18 protein-coding genes are annotated in these 17,096 nt (G+C 58.2%); 6 read left to right on the forward strand and 12 right to left on the reverse strand.

The features are described 5' to 3' along the window. The first annotated feature begins 90 nt into the window (after positions 1 to 90). Positions 91 to 534, forward strand: a complete 444-nt coding sequence (locus AB5Z09_RS11190; RefSeq protein WP_368195328.1) for a PACE efflux transporter — start codon at positions 91 to 93, stop codon at positions 532 to 534. Between the two features lie 127 nt (positions 535 to 661). Here AB5Z09_RS11190 and hupA read toward each other — a convergent pair whose 3' ends face one another. Then, positions 662 to 934: a nucleoid-associated protein HU-alpha gene (hupA, locus tag AB5Z09_RS11195; protein WP_005340484.1), complete on the reverse strand. Its 273-nt coding sequence runs from the start codon at positions 932 to 934 to the stop codon at positions 662 to 664. A gap of 337 nt (positions 935 to 1,271) precedes the next feature. Between hupA and AB5Z09_RS11200 the strand changes: the two genes are divergently transcribed. Together AB5Z09_RS11200 and AB5Z09_RS11205 are read left to right on the forward strand one after the other, a co-directional pair. Beyond that, positions 1,272 to 1,754 carry an Rsd/AlgQ family anti-sigma factor gene (locus tag AB5Z09_RS11200; protein WP_005348975.1) on the forward strand — a complete coding sequence of 161 codons (483 nt, stop codon included), beginning with the start codon at positions 1,272 to 1,274 and terminating at the stop codon, positions 1,752 to 1,754. Positions 1,755 to 1,854: 100 nt separating this feature from the next. Further along, positions 1,855 to 2,235, forward strand: coding sequence for a PilZ domain-containing protein (locus AB5Z09_RS11205; protein ID WP_005340482.1), 381 nt, complete (start codon positions 1,855 to 1,857; stop codon positions 2,233 to 2,235). Between the two features lie 81 nt (positions 2,236 to 2,316). Here AB5Z09_RS11205 and radA read toward each other — a convergent pair whose 3' ends face one another. Beyond that, the gene (gene radA, locus AB5Z09_RS11210) at positions 2,317 to 3,684 is read right to left on the reverse strand and encodes a DNA repair protein RadA (RefSeq protein ID WP_005340481.1); all 1,368 of its coding nucleotides are present in this window, start codon (positions 3,682 to 3,684) and stop codon (positions 2,317 to 2,319) included. A 100-nt stretch (positions 3,685 to 3,784) separates the two neighbouring features. Between radA and AB5Z09_RS11215 the strand changes: the two genes are divergently transcribed. After that, a complete protein-coding gene (locus AB5Z09_RS11215; RefSeq protein ID WP_368195329.1) occupies positions 3,785 to 6,163 on the forward strand; it encodes a PilZ domain-containing protein in 2,379 nt (792 codons plus the stop codon). 54 nt (positions 6,164 to 6,217) lie between these two features. Here the strand turns inward: AB5Z09_RS11215 and AB5Z09_RS11220 are convergent, their stop codons facing one another. Both AB5Z09_RS11220 and serB read right to left on the reverse strand, forming a co-directional pair. After that, positions 6,218 to 7,123, reverse strand: coding sequence for an alpha/beta fold hydrolase (locus tag AB5Z09_RS11220; protein ID WP_110304068.1), 906 nt, complete (start codon positions 7,121 to 7,123; stop codon positions 6,218 to 6,220). 28 nt (positions 7,124 to 7,151) lie between these two features. Further along, the gene (serB, locus tag AB5Z09_RS11225; protein ID WP_368195330.1) at positions 7,152 to 8,162 is read right to left on the reverse strand and encodes a phosphoserine phosphatase SerB; all 1,011 of its coding nucleotides are present in this window, start codon (positions 8,160 to 8,162) and stop codon (positions 7,152 to 7,154) included. 120 nt (positions 8,163 to 8,282) lie between these two features. Between serB and AB5Z09_RS11230 the strand changes: the two genes are divergently transcribed. Further along, positions 8,283 to 8,903, forward strand: coding sequence for an AhpA/YtjB family protein (locus AB5Z09_RS11230; RefSeq protein ID WP_005340472.1), 621 nt, complete (start codon positions 8,283 to 8,285; stop codon positions 8,901 to 8,903). Between the two features lie 67 nt (positions 8,904 to 8,970). Here AB5Z09_RS11230 and deoD read toward each other — a convergent pair whose 3' ends face one another. From deoD to AB5Z09_RS11265, 7 genes are all read right to left on the reverse strand, one after another. Continuing rightward, positions 8,971 to 9,687 (reverse strand): purine-nucleoside phosphorylase, encoded by a 717-nt coding sequence (gene deoD / locus AB5Z09_RS11235; RefSeq protein ID WP_005340471.1) that lies wholly within the window; start codon positions 9,685 to 9,687, stop codon positions 8,971 to 8,973. Positions 9,688 to 9,762: 75 nt separating this feature from the next. Continuing rightward, entirely contained in the window at positions 9,763 to 10,971 is a 1,209-nt protein-coding gene (locus AB5Z09_RS11240; protein WP_123173778.1) for a phosphopentomutase, read from the reverse strand. A gap of 14 nt (positions 10,972 to 10,985) precedes the next feature. Beyond that, a complete protein-coding gene (gene deoA, locus AB5Z09_RS11245) occupies positions 10,986 to 12,317 on the reverse strand; it encodes a thymidine phosphorylase (RefSeq protein ID WP_368195331.1) in 1,332 nt (443 codons plus the stop codon). Positions 12,318 to 12,426: 109 nt separating this feature from the next. Beyond that, positions 12,427 to 13,200, reverse strand: coding sequence for a deoxyribose-phosphate aldolase (deoC, locus tag AB5Z09_RS11250; protein WP_005340468.1), 774 nt, complete (start codon positions 13,198 to 13,200; stop codon positions 12,427 to 12,429). Positions 13,201 to 13,624: 424 nt separating this feature from the next. Continuing rightward, entirely contained in the window at positions 13,625 to 13,795 is a 171-nt protein-coding gene (locus AB5Z09_RS11255) for a XapX domain-containing protein (RefSeq protein ID WP_005340467.1), read from the reverse strand. A gap of 125 nt (positions 13,796 to 13,920) precedes the next feature. Then, positions 13,921 to 15,195, reverse strand: coding sequence for a NupC/NupG family nucleoside CNT transporter (locus AB5Z09_RS11260; RefSeq protein ID WP_005340466.1), 1,275 nt, complete (start codon positions 15,193 to 15,195; stop codon positions 13,921 to 13,923). A gap of 222 nt (positions 15,196 to 15,417) precedes the next feature. Further along, entirely contained in the window at positions 15,418 to 16,191 is a 774-nt protein-coding gene (locus AB5Z09_RS11265; RefSeq protein ID WP_368195332.1) for a TatD family hydrolase, read from the reverse strand. A 41-nt stretch (positions 16,192 to 16,232) separates the two neighbouring features. Here AB5Z09_RS11265 and AB5Z09_RS11270 point away from each other — a divergent pair, with 41 nt between their 5' ends. Next, the gene (locus AB5Z09_RS11270) at positions 16,233 to 16,859 is read left to right on the forward strand and encodes a type II secretion system protein (RefSeq protein ID WP_158114311.1); all 627 of its coding nucleotides are present in this window, start codon (positions 16,233 to 16,235) and stop codon (positions 16,857 to 16,859) included. Here the strand turns inward: AB5Z09_RS11270 and AB5Z09_RS11275 are convergent. Beyond that, on the reverse strand, positions 16,828 to 17,007 hold the full coding sequence (locus AB5Z09_RS11275; protein WP_075113932.1) for a DUF5363 family protein: 180 nt from the start codon (positions 17,005 to 17,007) through the stop codon (positions 16,828 to 16,830). The two genes, AB5Z09_RS11270 and AB5Z09_RS11275, sit on opposite strands and share 32 nt — an antisense overlap. Between the last annotated feature and the right edge of the window lie 89 nt (positions 17,008 to 17,096).

A 17,096-nucleotide genomic window follows, 5' to 3' on the forward strand; every position in this document is an offset into this window, starting at 1 on the left:
GTGCCCCTCAACGTCAGTCATGACGGGCCGATGCTTCTCTTTTAACCACTCCCTGATTAGAATGCGCCTCCCACAGGAGGCACATCACCCATGAGTAGTACCCAACTACGCACCACCCCGGATCGACTTCGTTATCTGGTTCTCTACGAAGGCATCGGGCTGACACTGGTCGCACCGCTGATCAGCCAGCTGTTCGGTCAGTGCGTCGCCGAGGTCGGTTCGCTGGCCATCTTCTTCTCCATCGTCGCCACCGCCTGGACCTATGGCTGGAACCTGTTGTTTGACAAGGGGTTACTCAAACTTTGCGGGCGCACCACCAAGCGACCACTGGACCGCTTCCTGCACGCGTTTGGCTATGAGGCGAGCTTTATGATGCTCTCCCTCCCCTGCGTCATGTTCTGGCTCGATTTGGGAGTGTGGGACGCCCTGATGCTGGATCTCGGTTTCGTCGCCTTCTACCTCGTCTACATCATGGTCTTTACCTGGGCCTATGAGCGGATATGGCCGCTGCCATCCAACCCGCAGACGGCATAAGGCCTCAGCCGCAATAAGGCTGACAGAAGGAAAAGTCAGGAAGGACTAATAGGAAGGATGTGAGAATCCCATAAAAACAATGCCAGTCAGCAAGCTGACTGGCATTGGACAAAACAGACTTTCGGACTTACTTGACGGCGTCTTTCAGAGCCTTGCCAGCCACGAATGAAGGCACGTTGGCAGCAGCAATCTGGATCTCTTTACCAGTTTGCGGGTTACGACCGGTGCGGCCTGCGCGGTGGGTGACCTTGAAGGTGCCAAAACCGACCAGTTGCACAGCATCGCCTTCTTTCAAGCTCTGGGTAATACCATTGATGATCTCTTCCAGAGCCACTTTGGCCTGAGCTTTGCTCAGATCTGCTTTGGCGGCAATCGCATCGACAAGTTGAGCTTTGTTCATAACATTTCCTTTATGATCGGGCATTTAGCGCTGGGTCACTCTATGCAAAAAAAAACGCACAGGCAAAGCCTTTATCGAGCCGAACGCGTCAAACGCTGGGGTTTTCATCAAGATCTGCGGAAATAGTCACATTCCACACGCGAAAAACCGTGAGCAGGCCTGAAACCTGCTAGCACGCAGACACAATCCGCTGACTATTTCTTCGCCACTTAACATTATCCCCCCATGGCTATTGACGCTTGCCCAGATTTTCCCTAGTTATAGGTTGTGTCACTGCTCAAACGGCTCGGAATACCGAACAATCGGCCAGCCTTTGCCCCACGGAGGGATAGGGATTATGTTGACGAAACTGGAACAGACCAAGCAGGCGCTGGCAGGCAAGCATAAGGCTATCGACGACTGGCTGGATGCAAGGCAAGCGCTGCTGGTTGGATACATGCAGCTGGCAGGCCTCACTCCGGCGCGGACCAAGCAACGCAGCCTGCCCAAAACAGAAGAGCTGCATCAGTTTTGCGACCGCCTGGTCGACTATGTCAGTGCAGGCCATTTCGAGATCTACCACCACGTCGTCACCGCCTTCGAGCAAGCCAGCGGCGAAACACTGGAGCTGGCCAAGCGCATCTATCCCCATATTCGTAACAGCACTGAATTCGCCCTCGAGTTCAACGACAAATACAGTGATGCCGACGAGGCCCAATTGCTGCTACTGGATGATGACCTCAATGAGTTGGGTCCGGTTCTGGAAGAGCGGTTCAAACAGGAAGATCGCCTGGTCAAGGCGCTTCATGTAGTGGAATCCTTGAGTACCCAGCAAGCCTGAATGCCATTTTCGGAGCAAGTTCAAGATACTGGCAACCAAGGTGGATTACACTCAGAGCAATGACCCTAGCGTCCACACTTATTGCATACAGGAGATGAGCATGTCTGAGCGCCGCCGTTTTGCACGGATCCTCTACTTGACCATGGCAGAACTCACCCAGGGGGAACAGAAGTGGCAGACCCAGCTTGTCGACGTCTCCTTGCAGGGAGCCCTGCTGATCCGCCCCGACGACTGGGAGAGCCGTGACAACAAGGAGTACCAGCTCAGCTTTATCCTGAGCGGGAGCGATATCGAGATCAAAATGCAGGTCGAGCTGACCCACGAAGCCAGCAAGAAGCTGGGTTTCTACTGCCACCACATCGATATCGACAGTGCCACCCATCTCAAGCGGATGATCGAGCTTAACGTCGGCGACGAAGAGCTGCTCCACCGCGAGCTGGAACAACTGCTGAGCGAACATCTGGAACACAGTCAGCCCTGATGGCAGGTTCCAGCCCATAAAAAAGAGCGCCGAGGCGCTCTTTTTTCGTTGTGCGGTTGTCTCGATTGCAATGCTGAGGGATTACAGCGCCTCGAGTGCCTCGGACAGCTTCTTGACCGGCACCACTTCCATCCCTTCGATGGGATGCTTGGGGGCATTGGCGTGCGGCACGATTGCGCGACGAAAACCGTGTTTGGCCGCCTCCTGCAACCGCTCCTGACCGGACGGCACCGGGCGAATTTCACCAGAAAGACCCACTTCGCCGAACACCACCAGATCCTTGGGCAGCGCCTGATCCCGGAAGCTGGAGACCATCGCCAGCAGCAGCGCCAGGTCCGCACTGGTCTCCTCGACCTTGACCCCGCCGACCACGTTGATGAAGACATCCTGATCCGCCATCTGCAACCCGCCGTGACGGTGCAGCACCGCCAGCAACATGGCGAGCCGATTATGATCCATCCCAACCGCCACCCGGCGCGGGTTGGAGAGCTGGGAGTAGTCCACCAGCGCCTGCAACTCCACCAGCAGCGGTCGGGTACCCTCCCAGATCACCATGACGATGGAACCGGGCGCCTGCTCCTGCCCCCGGCTGAGGAAGATGGCGGAGGGGTTGCTCACCTCGCGCATCCCCTGTTCGGTCATGGCAAAGACCCCCAGCTCGTTGACCGCACCGAAGCGGTTCTTGTGGGAACGCAGAGTCCGAAAACGGGAGTCATGGCCACCATCGAGCAGCACAGAGCAGTCGATGCAGTGCTCCAGCACCTTGGGACCAGCCAGACTGCCATCCTTGGTCACATGACCCACCATAAAGATGGCCACATGATTCTGTTTGGCGTAGCGGGTCAGCAGCGCCGCCGCTTCACGCACCTGAGAGACAGAACCGGGGGACGATTGCACATCCGCCACATGCATCACCTGAATGGAGTCGATCACCATGATCTGCGGCTGCTCCTGCTGGGCAATCAGGCAGATCTGCTCGACGCTGGTCTCGGAAAGCATCCGCAGCTTGTCGGTGGGCAGCCCAAGGCGGTTGGCCCGCATCGCGACTTGCTGGAGCGACTCCTCGCCGGTGACATAGAGGGTTTTCATCCGCTCTGCGAGACCACACATGGTCTGCAGCAGCAGGGTCGACTTGCCCGCCCCCGGGTTGCCGCCGATCAAAATGGCTGAGCCTGGCACCACACCGCCACCAAGCACCCGATCCAGCTCCTTGAAACCTGAGGTAAAACGGGGAATTTCGGTGGTGGCGATCTCTGCCAGTGTCTGTACCTGACTGCCGACCGCGCCGGCATAACCGGTGTAACGGGCACTCTTGCCAGCGGGGCTCACCGAGCCGAGGCGCACCTCGGTGATGGTATTCCACTCCTTGCACTCGCTGCATTGACCTTGCCAGCGTGTGAAGTCGGCACCACATTCGGAACAAACATAAGCAGTTTTATTTTTGGCCATTGATAACTCGGGGACAGGATGAATTCCTGCTTGATATACTTGTTTGCGACCGACAGATCAAACCCAGAATCGGAAAAGTGACTTTCCGTGGCAGGAACAAATGGATTCAGAACACCAGCAACATCTGATTGAACAACTCGTCCCCTTGCTGCGGGAGAAAGATTTCGAGGAGATCTTCAACCGCATGACTCAGGAGGAAAACAGCAACAGCCGTTTTCTGATCAAGATGGAGCTCAAGCGCAAGTGCTCCCCCTGCCGCAGGGTCATCGACATGCGCGATGAGCTGGAGGATGAGTGCCTGGTGCATGAGTTTGACGGCATCACTCACTTCATGCCCGCCGATGCGATAGCCCTTTTCCAGTCCCAGTGCTATCTCTACCGCGATATCTATACCCTCGGTGTCTACGAGGCGCTGCAACAGTGGCAAAAACAGCACCACAACGCCCGCGTGGATGGGCAGCTGTCGCCGCCGGCCAGCCCCTTCCGGCAATATGATGTCAACACTATTGCCTTTGCCAGCTACTACGGCCGCCGTCAGGAGCGGATGCACTTCAGCTCGCCGGTGCTGATCAAGTTTCAGGACGGGGAAAAGTTGTTCGCCAAGAGTTCCGATCTCTCGCTGGGTGGCATGCGGGTCTCGGTACCCTATCTGCCTAACTATCACACCGGCACCCAGGTGGAGGTCTTCTTTACCGGACTGGAGCGGGACACCCCCAATCCGGTGCTGCATCAGTCGGTCGGCTATCAGATCCTCGGCGAAGAGAGCAAAGAGGGGAAATACTGGCTGCGACTGGTGCGCTCCGGCGAACAGCCAGCCTTTGATGCCTTCCTCAGCGACTTTATCGACGCCAACAAGATCCGCTATCGGGTCAGCGTCGACTATCTGCTCTCCGCCGCCATCATCAAGGGGTATGAGCAGTTCTACCTGCCGCGGATGACCGGCATGCCGCTCTTCTTCGGCACCGGCGACAGCCCCAATCTCGAGATTGCCCTGCGCACGGAAAACAACCAGCACCTGCTGGAGTATTGGCGCGATGAGAAAAACCGCGATGCTCTCGCGGGGCTTTTCAGCGCAGAGCGGATGAAACGGCTCTGCCCGGCCCCCGGCACCACCACCGAGACCATCATCTACTGCTTTACCCACACGGTGCGCAGCCACATCTACTTCTTCTCCGCCACCGCCGAGGAGCTGCGCCAGAGTGGCCTCACCGCCCTCTTCTTCCAGGTGGGCTCACGCCGCCCCAGCTGGCGAGTCTACAAGTTCACGCTGGAGGCGTGCGATCTGGTCGAGGCGGATGTGGGACAACTGCAGGGGCAGGACAACCCGCAGTTGCAAGACATCCTGCTACTCGAGCGGCTCAAACAGATCGGCTATTGCGGCCTGCTGCAGGAGATCGGCCTGGAGTCCCAGCGGGAAGAGTTCCATCAGGAAGGGGTCAGCAACAACGCCAACGAGCTGCAACGCTTTGGTCACGAGCAGGGGGTTGCCCCGTTCGAGATCGAGACCCTGCACTATGTTCAGCTACGCAAGGAGTCGCGCTACATCCACAAGACCGCGGTCGCCATCCATCACAACGGCAAATCCTGGATCGGCTGGACCCGCGACATCTCGACTCACGGCCTGCAAATCGAGCTGGAAGATGCCTTTATCGGCGAGAAAAACGATGTGGTGACCATCGCCCTGCCCCGCTTGCAGGAGCTCTCCAAGAGCATGGATCTGCAGCGCCTCTCCTACCGGCTGGTCAGCCTCAACATGACCCGCACCGTGCTGCACCTCTGCATCGAAGGGGATTCGGATCGCCATACCGGCCGCCAGTTCTTCAGCCTGTTGATCGAGAGCAACCAGAATAAGCTCAAGGCGGCGCAGGAGCAGCGCCGCTATCGTGGGCTGGCACGGGCACTGCGCAACATCTACACCCACCACCTGTTCAACTCGCCGGTCTACGTCAACAAGCTGAAGGGGGCCCCCAAACCGGCCTCCATCGGCAAGTCTCTGCAACCACGCAGTCTGCAGCGGCTGCTGCAAGCCTGTGCCGAGCTGCCGGAGCAGGAGAACCTCTACCCGCTGTTTCAGGGGGAGTTGCTCAAGGAGCTGCTGATGAACCCGCTGCGTGCCATCGAGCGGGAGGACAAACCGAGAGAAGATGAGGTCTATATCGCCAGCATCCAGACCAAGGCCGGCCTGCCCATCTTCAGCAGCCGGCTGGCCAGCAGCTTTGCCAATGTCAAAGAGAAGCGTCAGTTCATCGAGCTGGCGCAGCAACAGGGGGAGTTCTACTCGGTGCTGGTCGGCATCTCCCGTACCGGACGGCCCGACACCAACTTCATCGCCAACGAGTTGGACTACATCGCCAAGTTCGCCATCCACAAGGCGCGCAAGCTGGAAGAGGAGCTGTGGAGTGTGGTGGGGGTAGGCGAACTGACCGATACCACCCAGGCAACCCTGTTCCGCTTTGGCATCACGCCGCCGCTGAACTGACGATCCGGAAACAGACAAAAATGAAACAGGGCGCTCGAGGCGCCCTGTTTTTTGTCATGCCGCCTGCGGGTTGAGCAGCCAGTCGAGGATCTGGGGGAAGTGATCCTCCTGGGCCTGCGGGGCGGTCAGCATATTGATGTGGTCATAATCGAGGCGGTTGCCGTTGTCCCGCCCCAATCGGGTGTGACGAGTTGCCGAACCCATCTCGTCGCTGAAGCGGCGCACATCGGTCGGGTGACCCAGCACCTTGTCCGCTTTGGCCGAAATCATCCAGAGCGGTGGCCAGTTGACCCGTGCCGCCGCCTCGTCATAGGCAAAACCGTCGTGAGGATCCTGCCAGGGGCCGCACTTGACCCAGGGGATGGTCTCCTGCAGATAGCGCAGCGGCTCGTCGTCAGCACCGATCTTCAGAGTACGAGCCGCCAGAAAACCACGGCGGCGGGCCAGCCAGGGGGCCAGCCGATTCCAGATCAGATCCACCTTCAGCCAGCGCTCGGGATTGTGCACCGACACGCCGCGCTTGGTGCCAAAAAACAGCAGACTGGCCACCTGCTCCGCCAGCTCGGGGAAGCGCACCAGAGTCGAGGCCATGATGACACCACCCCAGGAGTGGGCTACCCAGTGCACCTTGAAACCATGATGGCGCTCTGCAATCCAGCGCTGCAGGGCGGGCAGATCCTCGGTGATCAGCTCATGCTGACCGTGCTCTGCCTGCTCGGCGATGGCAGGAGTGCTGAGCCCCCGCCCCCGCAAATCAGCCACATAGACCTGATAGCCGTGACGGGCCAGAAAGCAGGCCAGCCCCTTGCCCGATTCGGTATAGAAGATCCGCCCGTTCTCGATGGCGCCATGCACCATCAGGATCGGCTCGCCATGCACGGCGACCCGGGGTTTGATGTGGCGCACATGCAATTGATGGCCACCACAGGGGATAAACAGAGACTGCTGCAACAATTCCATTTTTATTGGTTTCCTCCTTGAAACACTGTCAGCGCTTGTCCCAGCGTTGCTCGCTACAGGCCCGCGCCGCCAGCAGGCAGATCACCCCCTCCAAATCGTGATGATTGAGGGTGGCCGCCGCCTGCGCCCGCACCAGCGGCTTGGCGTGAATGGCAATGCCAAGGCCAGCGACCCCCATCATCTTGAGGTCGTTGGCACCATCGCCGATGGCCACGGTCTGGTCGGCAGCAATGCCGTACTCCTGAGCCAGCTGCTGCAACACCTCGGCCTTGACGCTGGCATCAACGATGCGCCCGCTCACCTTGCCGGTCAGCTGACCCCCTTCCACCGCCAGCTCGTTGGCGAAGATGGCATCGAGCCCCAGCTCGCGCTGCAACTGGCCAGCAAAACGGGTAAAACCGCCGGAGGCGATGGCCACCTTCCAACCCGCCCCTTTGAGGGTATCGACCATCAGCTGCAAGCCCGGCATCCAGGGCATCCATGCCGCCACCTCGTCGAGAATGGTGACCGGCGCCCCTGCCAGAAGGGCCACCCTATTGCGCAGGCTGTCGGAAAACTCCAGCTTGCCCTGCATCGCCGCGGCCGTCACTGCCGCCACCTGCTCGCCGACCCCGGCAAGCCGGGCAATCTCGTCGATGCACTCGATGCGGATCGCGGTGGAGTCCATGTCCATCACCAGCAGGCCGGGCTCCTTCAGGGTCGGTAGCGCGGGCAGATGGCAGAGATCGATCTCCCACTCACCGCTCTTGAGCTCGGCCACCAGCTCGGCAGAAAAGCGATCGCAGCCAAGCAGCAGCTGTGGTACGCCCGCCACCTCGGTGGGAGGATAGAGGGTAGCCGCCATCCCCTGCGCTGCCAACAATGGAGACAAATGCGCCAGATGGGAGGCAGCCAGCCCCTTGCCAAACAGCACCAACCAGCCGCCAGCCAGCGGAGTCTCTGTCGGTTGCAACGCATCTGCGCTGAGCTGCCAACAGGGTGAGCCGGACAACAACGCGGGCCAATCGGATAACAGAGGGGGGAGCTGGGACAACAACATAAGGGATACGCCTTCCTTGGTGATCAGGGGGTTAACAATGCTGGCCCAGAGTAGCGTATTGCTTTTTGTACAGGCAAGCGCCAAGATCCCGCCACTCCTTGTTACCATGAGGTCTCGCGCTTGCAGCGTCATCTTCCCATCAAACGTGTTCTCAGCCTGGGTGCCGGTATCCTGCTCGGATGCTGGGTGCTCGGTGTGCTCATTCATATGCAGGGTGAAAGCCAGGCCTCGCTGCACAGCGAAGCGCGCAACCGGGCGCAGGCGCTGGTCGCCTATGCCGCCCGCGACATGAAACGCTGGATCAAGGAGGAGAAGAGCAGCGAGCTGGAGCGGCTGGCGCGGGATCTGGCGGCGGAGCCGGAGATCCTCGATGCCACCCTCTACGACGGACGCGGCATTCCCCTCGCCCAATCTGAGCAGGCGGTGCCGCTGGAGAGCCTGCTGCCCATCGGCAGCGATAACAAGTCGCTGCCGGAGCAGGGCAAGGGGCGGATCCAGTTCGTGCAGGAGATCCGGGATGGCGAGCAGACCATCGGCTTCCTGCGCATCACCCTGGAAGAACAGCAGATGCTGGCAGACAAGGACACCCGGCTCAAGGTGGTGCAGGAGAAACAGCGGCTGATGCTGCTGGTCGCCCTGCTGGCCGGGGTGCTCATCTCCTACGGCGTGCGCCGCAACTACATGCGGGTGCGCAAGCACAAGAAAAAGAGTACGCCCCCCTCGCCACCTCCGGAAAACTGATGGCGCAACCAGAGAGCAAATACAAAAACGGCGGCCAGAAGGCCGCCGTTTCTTATTCGCAAGGGAATTACTTGTCGCCCAACAGGACGGAATCCAGTGCGATTTCGATCATGTCGTTGAAGGTCAGCTGACGCTCTTCAGAGGTGGTCTGCTCACCGGTACGGATATGGTCGGATACGGTGCAGATGGTCAGTGCCTTGGCACCGTACTCTGCAGCTACGCCGTAGATACCGGCGGCTTCCATCTCGACACCCAGGATGCCGTATTTTTCCATGACATCGAACATGGAGGGGTCCGGGGTGTAGAACAGGTCGGCAGAGAAGATGTTACCGACGCGCACGGCAACGCCCTTGTTCTTGGCGGCCTGCACGGCATTGGCAACCAGGTCGAAGTCGGCGATGGCAGCGAAGTCGTGATCCTTGAAGCGCAGACGGTTTACTTTGGAGTCGGTGCAGGCACCCATACCGATCACCACGTCACGCAGTTTCACGTCTTCACGCACGGCACCACAGGAGCCCACACGGATCAGGGTCTTCACACCGTAATCGGTGATCAGCTCTTTTGCGTAGATGGAGCAGGACGGGATACCCATGCCATGACCCATCACGGAGATACGACGGCCCTTGTAGGTACCGGTAAAGCCGAACATGTTGCGCACGTCGCAGATCTGCTCAACGTTCTCCAGGAAAGTTTCAGCGATGTACTTGGCGCGCAGGGGGTCGCCCGGCATCAGCACGGTATCAGCAAAGGCGCCATCTTTCGCATTGATATGAGGAGTTGCCATTCTCTTGATTCCTTCACACAGGTTGAGTTTTATTGTTTTATAAATTGCCCGCCGCCGAAGTGGCGGGCGGGTAAATTACAGGAAGCTGGTACCGTATGCCAGTTTCGGCAGACCGTGGTAAGCCGCGATGCTCTGGCCGATATCGGCAAAGGTCTCGCGACGACCAACGGAGCCGGCTTTGACCGGCTTGCCGAAGAACAGCACCGGAATGTATTCACGGGTGTGGTCGGTGCCACCCCAGGTCGGGTCACAGCCGTGGTCGGCAGTCAGCACTACCACGTCGCCATCTTGCAGCAGATCAAACAGCTCCGGCAGGCGGGAATCGAAATACTCCAGCGCACCGGCATAACCGGCAACGTCACGGCGGTGGCCGTAGGAGGAGTCGAAGTCGACGAAGTTGGTGAAGACGATGGTGTTGTCACCGGCCGCTTTCACCTCTTCCAGCGTGCGATCCCACAACTCGGTCAGACCGGTCCCTTTCACCTGCTTGGTGATGCCCTGTTGGGCATAGATGTCGGCAATCTTGCCGATGGAGACCACCTGACCGCCCGCATCTTTCATGTAATCCAGCACAGTCGGCGCCGGCGGCAGCACTGAGTAGTCGTGACGGTTGCCGGTACGCTTGAAGTTGCCCTTGCCAGTACCTACGAACGGACGCGCAATCACGCGGCCGATGTTGTAGGGCTCCAGCAGCTCGCGCACGATGTGGCACAGCTCATAGAGCTTCTCGAGGCCGTAGGTCTCTTCGTGGCAGGCAATCTGGAATACGGAATCGGCAGAGGTGTAGAGGATCGGCTTGCCGGTCTTCATGTGCTCTTCGCCCAGATCGTCCAGCACCTGGGTACCGGAAGCGTGGCAGTTACCGAGATAGCCCGGCAGACCAGCCTTCTCGACGATGGCGTCCAGCAGCTCCTGCGGGAAGCTGTTGTGGTGATCCTTGAAGTAGCCCCACTCGAACAGCACGGGCACACCGGCGATCTCCCAGTGACCGGACGGGGTGTCCTTGCCGGAGGAGAGCTCCTGCGCAAAGCCGTAGGCACCGACCACCTCGATATCTTTCTTCAGCCCTTCCGGGAAGTAGCCGGAGGCCTGCTCGCAGGCATGGCCCAGACCCAGCTTGTTGAGGTTGGGCAGATTGAGGGCGCCACGGCCTTCAATTTCACCCGCCGCACACGCCTTGGCGATATGGCCAAGGGTGTTGGCGCCCACATCTCCGAACTTGTCGGCGTCGGCAGCTGCGCCAATACCGAAAGAGTCCATCATCAGAATAAAGGTACGTTTCATGGGTCTTCCCCTTGTTACAAATCGGCCAGGGTGATACGGCGGTACACTTCAGGCAGTGCTTCCGGCCGCTCGCCACCAATCCGGACAGCCGCCTGCACCATGCTGGCAGCCTGAGCATATTGCTCTTCAGTCTGAGCGTGGATCATCGCGATCGGCTTGTCAGCATCAACACTTTGACCCAGGCGGATAAAGTCGGTCAGACCGACCGCATAATCAAGTTTGTCACCGGCAGCGCGGCGACCACCGCCCATGGCGACCACGGCCAGACCCAGCTCGCGGGTATCCATGGCGGTCACGAAACCGCTGTTGGCCGCGAAGACCGGGCGCACGATGGCGGCTTTGGGCAGGTAAGCGTCGTAACGCTCCATAAAATCGGCCGGGCCACCGAGACCTGTCACCATGCGACCGAAGATCTCGGCCGCCTTGCCGTTATCCAGCACCGCCTGCAGCTTGGTGCGGGCATTGCGCTCGTCGCTGGCCAGACCGGCGGAGATCAGCATCTCGGCGCACAGCGCCATGGTCACTTCGTGGATCCGCGGGTTGCGGTATTCACCGGTCAGGTAGCGCACCGCTTCACGCACTTCCACCGCGTTACCGGCGCTGGAGGCCAGCACCTGGTTCATATCGGTCAAGAGCGCAGAGGTGCGGCAACCGGCACCGTTGGCCACGGCCACAATGCTCTTGGCCAGCTCTTCGGACGCTTCGAAGGTCGGCATAAAGGCGCCGGAGCCCACTTTCACATCCATCACCAGCGCTTCGAGCCCGGAGGCGAGCTTCTTGGAGAGGATAGAGCCGGTGATCATGGCGATGGATTCGACGGTGGCGGTGATGTCCCGTACTGCATAGATACGCTTGTCAGCCGGGGCGAGATCGCCGGTCTGGCCGATGATGGCGACACCCGCCTCTTTCACCACTTTCAGGAAGCGGTCGTTGTCGACCGAGGTCTGGTAGCCGGGAATGGCATCCAGCTTGTCGAGGGTACCGCCGGTGTGGCCCAAGCCACGGCCGGAGATCATCGGCACGAAACCGCCACAAGCGGCCACCATCGGGCCAAGCATCAGGGAGACAACGTCACCCACACCGCCGGTAGAGTGCTTGTCGACAATCGGGCCACCCAGATTGAGGTGATCCCAGGTCAATACCATGCCGGAGTCGCGCATGGCGCAGGTCAGGGCAACCCGCTCATCCATGGTCATGTCTTTGAAGTAGACCGCCATCGCCAGTGCAGCGATCTGCCCCTCGCCGATGGTGTTGTTGGTAATGCCCTGAACGAAGAATTGAATCTCTTGGGTACTGAGCGCTTCACCGTTGCGCTTCTTGCGAATAATTTCTTGAGGCAAAAACATCTTTCATTCCCTCCGCCATTGCTGGCGTTACACAAGCCTGAATCCTTGCCCGCACACCGCATGGTGGGGGCTAACAGGGCGAACAGCAGTCCGCCCTCTCATCAACCTATTAGTAACCGCTGGTGTTGGCTGGCTTGTCGCCATGCCCCAGAGTGGCCAGCAGACTGGCCAGCAGGCTGGATGCACCAAAGCGGAAGGTTCGGGCGGATACCCAGTCGTTGCCGAGGATCTCTTCGGCCATGGCCAGATACTGACCGGCAACGGCGGCATCTTTCACGCCACCAGCAGGCTTGAAGCCGACTTTCGGATTCTTGGCCTTGATCACTTCCATCATGATGCGTGCCGCTTCCGGGGTCGCATTGACCGGCACCTTGCCGGTGGAGGTCTTGATGAAGTCGGCACCGGCATCGATACAGATCTCGGAAGCGCGACGGATCAGCGCCTCTTCTTTCAGCTCGCCGGTTTCTATGATCACTTTCAGCAGCACGTTGGCACCGCAGGCCTCTTTACAGGCTTTGACCAGATCAAAACCGATCTGTTCATTACCGGCCATGAAGGCGCGATACGGGAACACTACGTCCACTTCGTCAGCACCGTAGGCGACTGCGGCACGGGTCTCGGCCACGGCGATCTCGATGTCGTCGTTGCCGTGCGGGAAGTTGGTCACGGTCGCAATGCGTACGTCGGCAGCGCCGATCTCACGCAGGGTCTTGCGAGCGATAGGAATAAAACGGGGATAGATGCAGACGGCGGCAGTCAGGCCAGCCGGTGACTTGGCCTTATGGCACAGGTCGATCACCTTCTGATCGGTGTCGTCATCGTTCAGGGTGGTCAGGTCCATCAGGTTCAGGGCGCGCTGAGCGGCCACTTTCAGATCAGTCATTCTGTTCTCCAAAGTCTCGATTTAATCCAGATAACCGGGCACCACCATACCATCCAGCGATGGATGCACAGGCAGTAATCCCCAGCTATACGGGAATGGAATTACAGTGCGAAGGCACCGGCACTATCGGGATGCTATTCAAAACACCCTGCAGGCACTGCGACTGTAAATAAGGCAAGAGCCCTGTCACTTTCTTACAAAAGTGCGGACTTGGTTCCATGAAGACTTGAGAAAGGCCGACAACATCTGACCCGACTTCCCAATCAATTCCATTTGACCGCCAACACCCGATTTCATCGAGTATTAGTCATTGCCAGCACCCTGCTGGCAACGCCTATTTCAGCCGAGATACCCCCTGTTTGCAAGCCGGATTTGCCAATTTCAGAGGTACCTCACATCTGGCAAATCCAGGTCTAAAAAAGCCTTACGAAAAGAAACGAGTCAGGATCCAGGAGTAGGCCAATCCCCCCAGATAGACCCCGACGATCCCCATTACCCCGGACAAAACGGGAGGCGCCGGGATCGGCAATTTGAGGAAAGAAAACAACAAACCAACTATAAAGCCGGCCACCATCGCCAGTAGCACTTCATTCATATAACCTCCGATTTGACTCATTTTATTATTAGTTTAGATAGGAAAACGGTTGTCACCGCTCCATACGCGAACGCCACGGCAGATGCCGTGGCGTTCGTGTTTATATCCTGTCAGTCAGGCGGCGATTACATGCCGGACAGTGCCAGGAAGAAGCCTGCGATAGTGGCAGACATCAGGTTGGACAGAGAGCCAGCCAGTACGGCTTTCAGACCAAAGCGTGCAATGGTGCCGCGGCGGTTCGGCGCCATGGACCCCAGACCACCCAGCAGGATGGCAACAGAGGAGAGGTTGGCAAAACCACACAGCGCGAAGGAGATGATAGCCTTGGTGTGATCGGACATGGCCACACCGTTGATCAGCACTTCGTCTTTCAGGTACGGAGCGAAGTTCAGGTAAGCCACGAACTCGTTCACTACCAGCTTCTGACCGATGAAGGAACCAGCAACCACTGCTTCATTCCAAGGCACACCGATCAGGAAGGCCAGCGGGGAGAAGATCCAGCCCAGCAGCAGTTCCAGAGAGAGTTGCGGATAACCGAACCAGCCACCCACACCGGAGAAGATGCCGTTGATCATGGCAATCAGACCGATGAAGGCCAGCAGCATGGCGCCGACGTTCAGGGCCAGTTGCATGCCGGCAGAGGCGCCAGCAGCAGCAGCGTCAATGACGTTGGCAGGCTTGTCATCCAGCTCGGCATCGGCAGAGCTTTCGTCGTAGTTCGGGGTCTCGGTCTCGGGAACCAGCAGCTTGGCGAACAGCAGACCACCCGGTGCAGCCATGAAGGAAGCAGCAATCAGGTACTCCATCTTCACGCCCATGGAGGCATAACCGGCCAGTACGGAACCGGCAACGGAGGCCAGACCACCACACATGACAGCGAACAGCTCGGAGTCAGTCATCTTGGCGATGTAGGGACGAACCACCAGCGGCGCTTCGGTCTGACCGACGAAGATGTTGGCAGTTGCAGACAGGGATTCGGTGCGGGAAGTACCCAGTACTTTCTGCAGACCGCCGCCCAGCAACTTGATGACCATCTGCATGATGCCCAGGTAGTAGAGCACTGCAATCAGGGAAGAGAAGAAGATGATGACCGGCAGAACACGGAAGGCAAAGACAAAGCCGCCGCCACCGAACACTTCAAACATCTTGTTGCTGACCAGACCGCCAAACAGGAAGTCGATCCCGTTCTGGCCGTAGCTGATCACGCTGGATACCGCGTCGGACACGCCGACCAGGATATCGCGACCAACCGGAACATAGAGAACAAACGCCCCCAGACCGGCTTGAATAGCGAACGCACCGACAACGGTACGCACGTTGATTGCCTTGCGATTGCTGGAGAACAGCACCGCGATAAGGACGAGCGTCGCCATCCCTACCAGACCCATGAACAAATTCATTATTATCTTCCTCTAGTAGCACCTGGCTTGTTAGCGAGTTGTTATTAAACCCAACTAATCAAGGGGAGCGCATTATACTAATTAAAGTCCGATAAAATAGAATGCTGGTCACATTTTATCGTTATCAAAATGTCCAAGTGTCACAAAATTAGACAGCAAACGATTTTTACGCTCATTTTTTTTCCTGACAACTAAATCAGGTGTTGCGAATTTGTTTCATCGCTATTGGTCGTGATGGAAAATATGCCGGGCAGTTTCAAATAACACCTTGGCAACATCTGCCGATGGTTCATCCCGCAAGGTCATCAATACTTCCGCTATTTTTGGCAGCGCTTCCGGTGTATTTCGGGAGCCTTGTGCGCCTTGCAACGGCATATCTGGCGAATCGGTTTCCAGCACCAGAGCCTCGAGCGGCATAGCCCGAAATACCTCTCGCGTCTTGTTCGCCCGTTCAAAACTGATCACCCCGCCCACTCCGAGTCGAAAGCCCAGTTGCCAGAAAGTCTCCGCCTGCTGCAACGAACCGCTGAAAGCGTGGATCACCCCGCCACGTGGCGGCTTGAAGCGGCGCAACAGCTTGGCCACAGTGTCATTGGCACGCACCGAGTGGATCATCAGGGGAAGCCCGACATCGGCAGCCAGCCGGATCTGAGCCTCAAACAGCGCAAGCTGCCCCTCCTGCGGCACTTGTGAACGGAGGTCCAGCCCGCACTCGCCTATGGCTATCAGGCCAGCAGGTTGGCTCATTACCAGCGTTCGCAGCCGCGCCATCACCCCCTCCCGCTGTTCACCGGCATACCAGGGATGAACGCCCAGACCATAAAAGAGGCCGTCATGCTGATCTGCCAGAGCCATCACACGAGTCCAGTTATCCTCTGCGATGGCAGGAATGATATACTCCGTCACCCCTAATGCCCGACAACGGGCCAGCAGCGCCTCCCTGTCCTGGTCGAACACCGGAAAGTCGAGATGGCAATGGGTATCTATCAGCTGCATATCACTCACACCTGTTTGCGGTATTTAATGGGTCATTGAACATGATGAACAACAGAAACAACGGCTTTACCCTGATTGAACTGGTGCTGGTGATCATAGTGCTGGGGATCCTGGCCGTCACCGCCCTGCCCCGCTTTATCAATATCAAGGATGATGCCCTGAAAAGCACGGTCTCGGCGACCGCAGGCAGCTTTGCCAGTGCAGTTCAGCTGGCTCATGCTGGCTGGGCAGTAACCACACAAGGACAAGCTCTCGCTCTATATAATCTGGGAAGTTTTGGTGCCAAGAATATGGACATCAATCTCTATGGCTGGCCGGTGGGCTCTGAAGAGGGCAGCGGAAAAGGCGTAAACGAGACGTATGATTTGAGCAAACTGCCATCAGACTACATTTCTATTTCTGGAAATGATGACTGCAAGCTTGTCTTCAATGAGTTACTCGAAACTGAATACACGGTTGCAGCCAGCAATGAAAACCAAGCTCTGATCGACAAAGCAGACTACATATCTACAGTCAGCAGTAATTACAAAACCGACGAGCATGGTCAAACCCATAGGAATTGCACCTATATTCTTCGCGATTCTATCGGCCGCCTCCCGGATCACCCCAACGGCCTCGGCTTCGAGTACAACAGTGTTACCGGTGCCGTGACCCGCAATTTTGATTGAGCTCAGCCTCTTCTGCGCAAGCTCGCTCTTTGCTTGAATCATCATCATAACGAACCGGCGTGCAGCAGCGCCGGTTCTCCTGAGTGAGCCCCCACTCCTCGCACCACGCGTCGTAACGGGCCAGCCAACGCAGCAATACCCCTTTCATCGTCACACCTCCGCCAAAGGATTCGGTTCAAAAACCATCCTAATCAGAGTCGGCAAGGTGAGCAAGCCATCCCCACTATTGCGGTCGGG

The organism is Aeromonas sp. R2-2 (genome assembly GCF_040908355.1).
Classification (GTDB): Bacteria; Pseudomonadota; Gammaproteobacteria; order Enterobacterales; family Aeromonadaceae; genus Aeromonas; species Aeromonas veronii.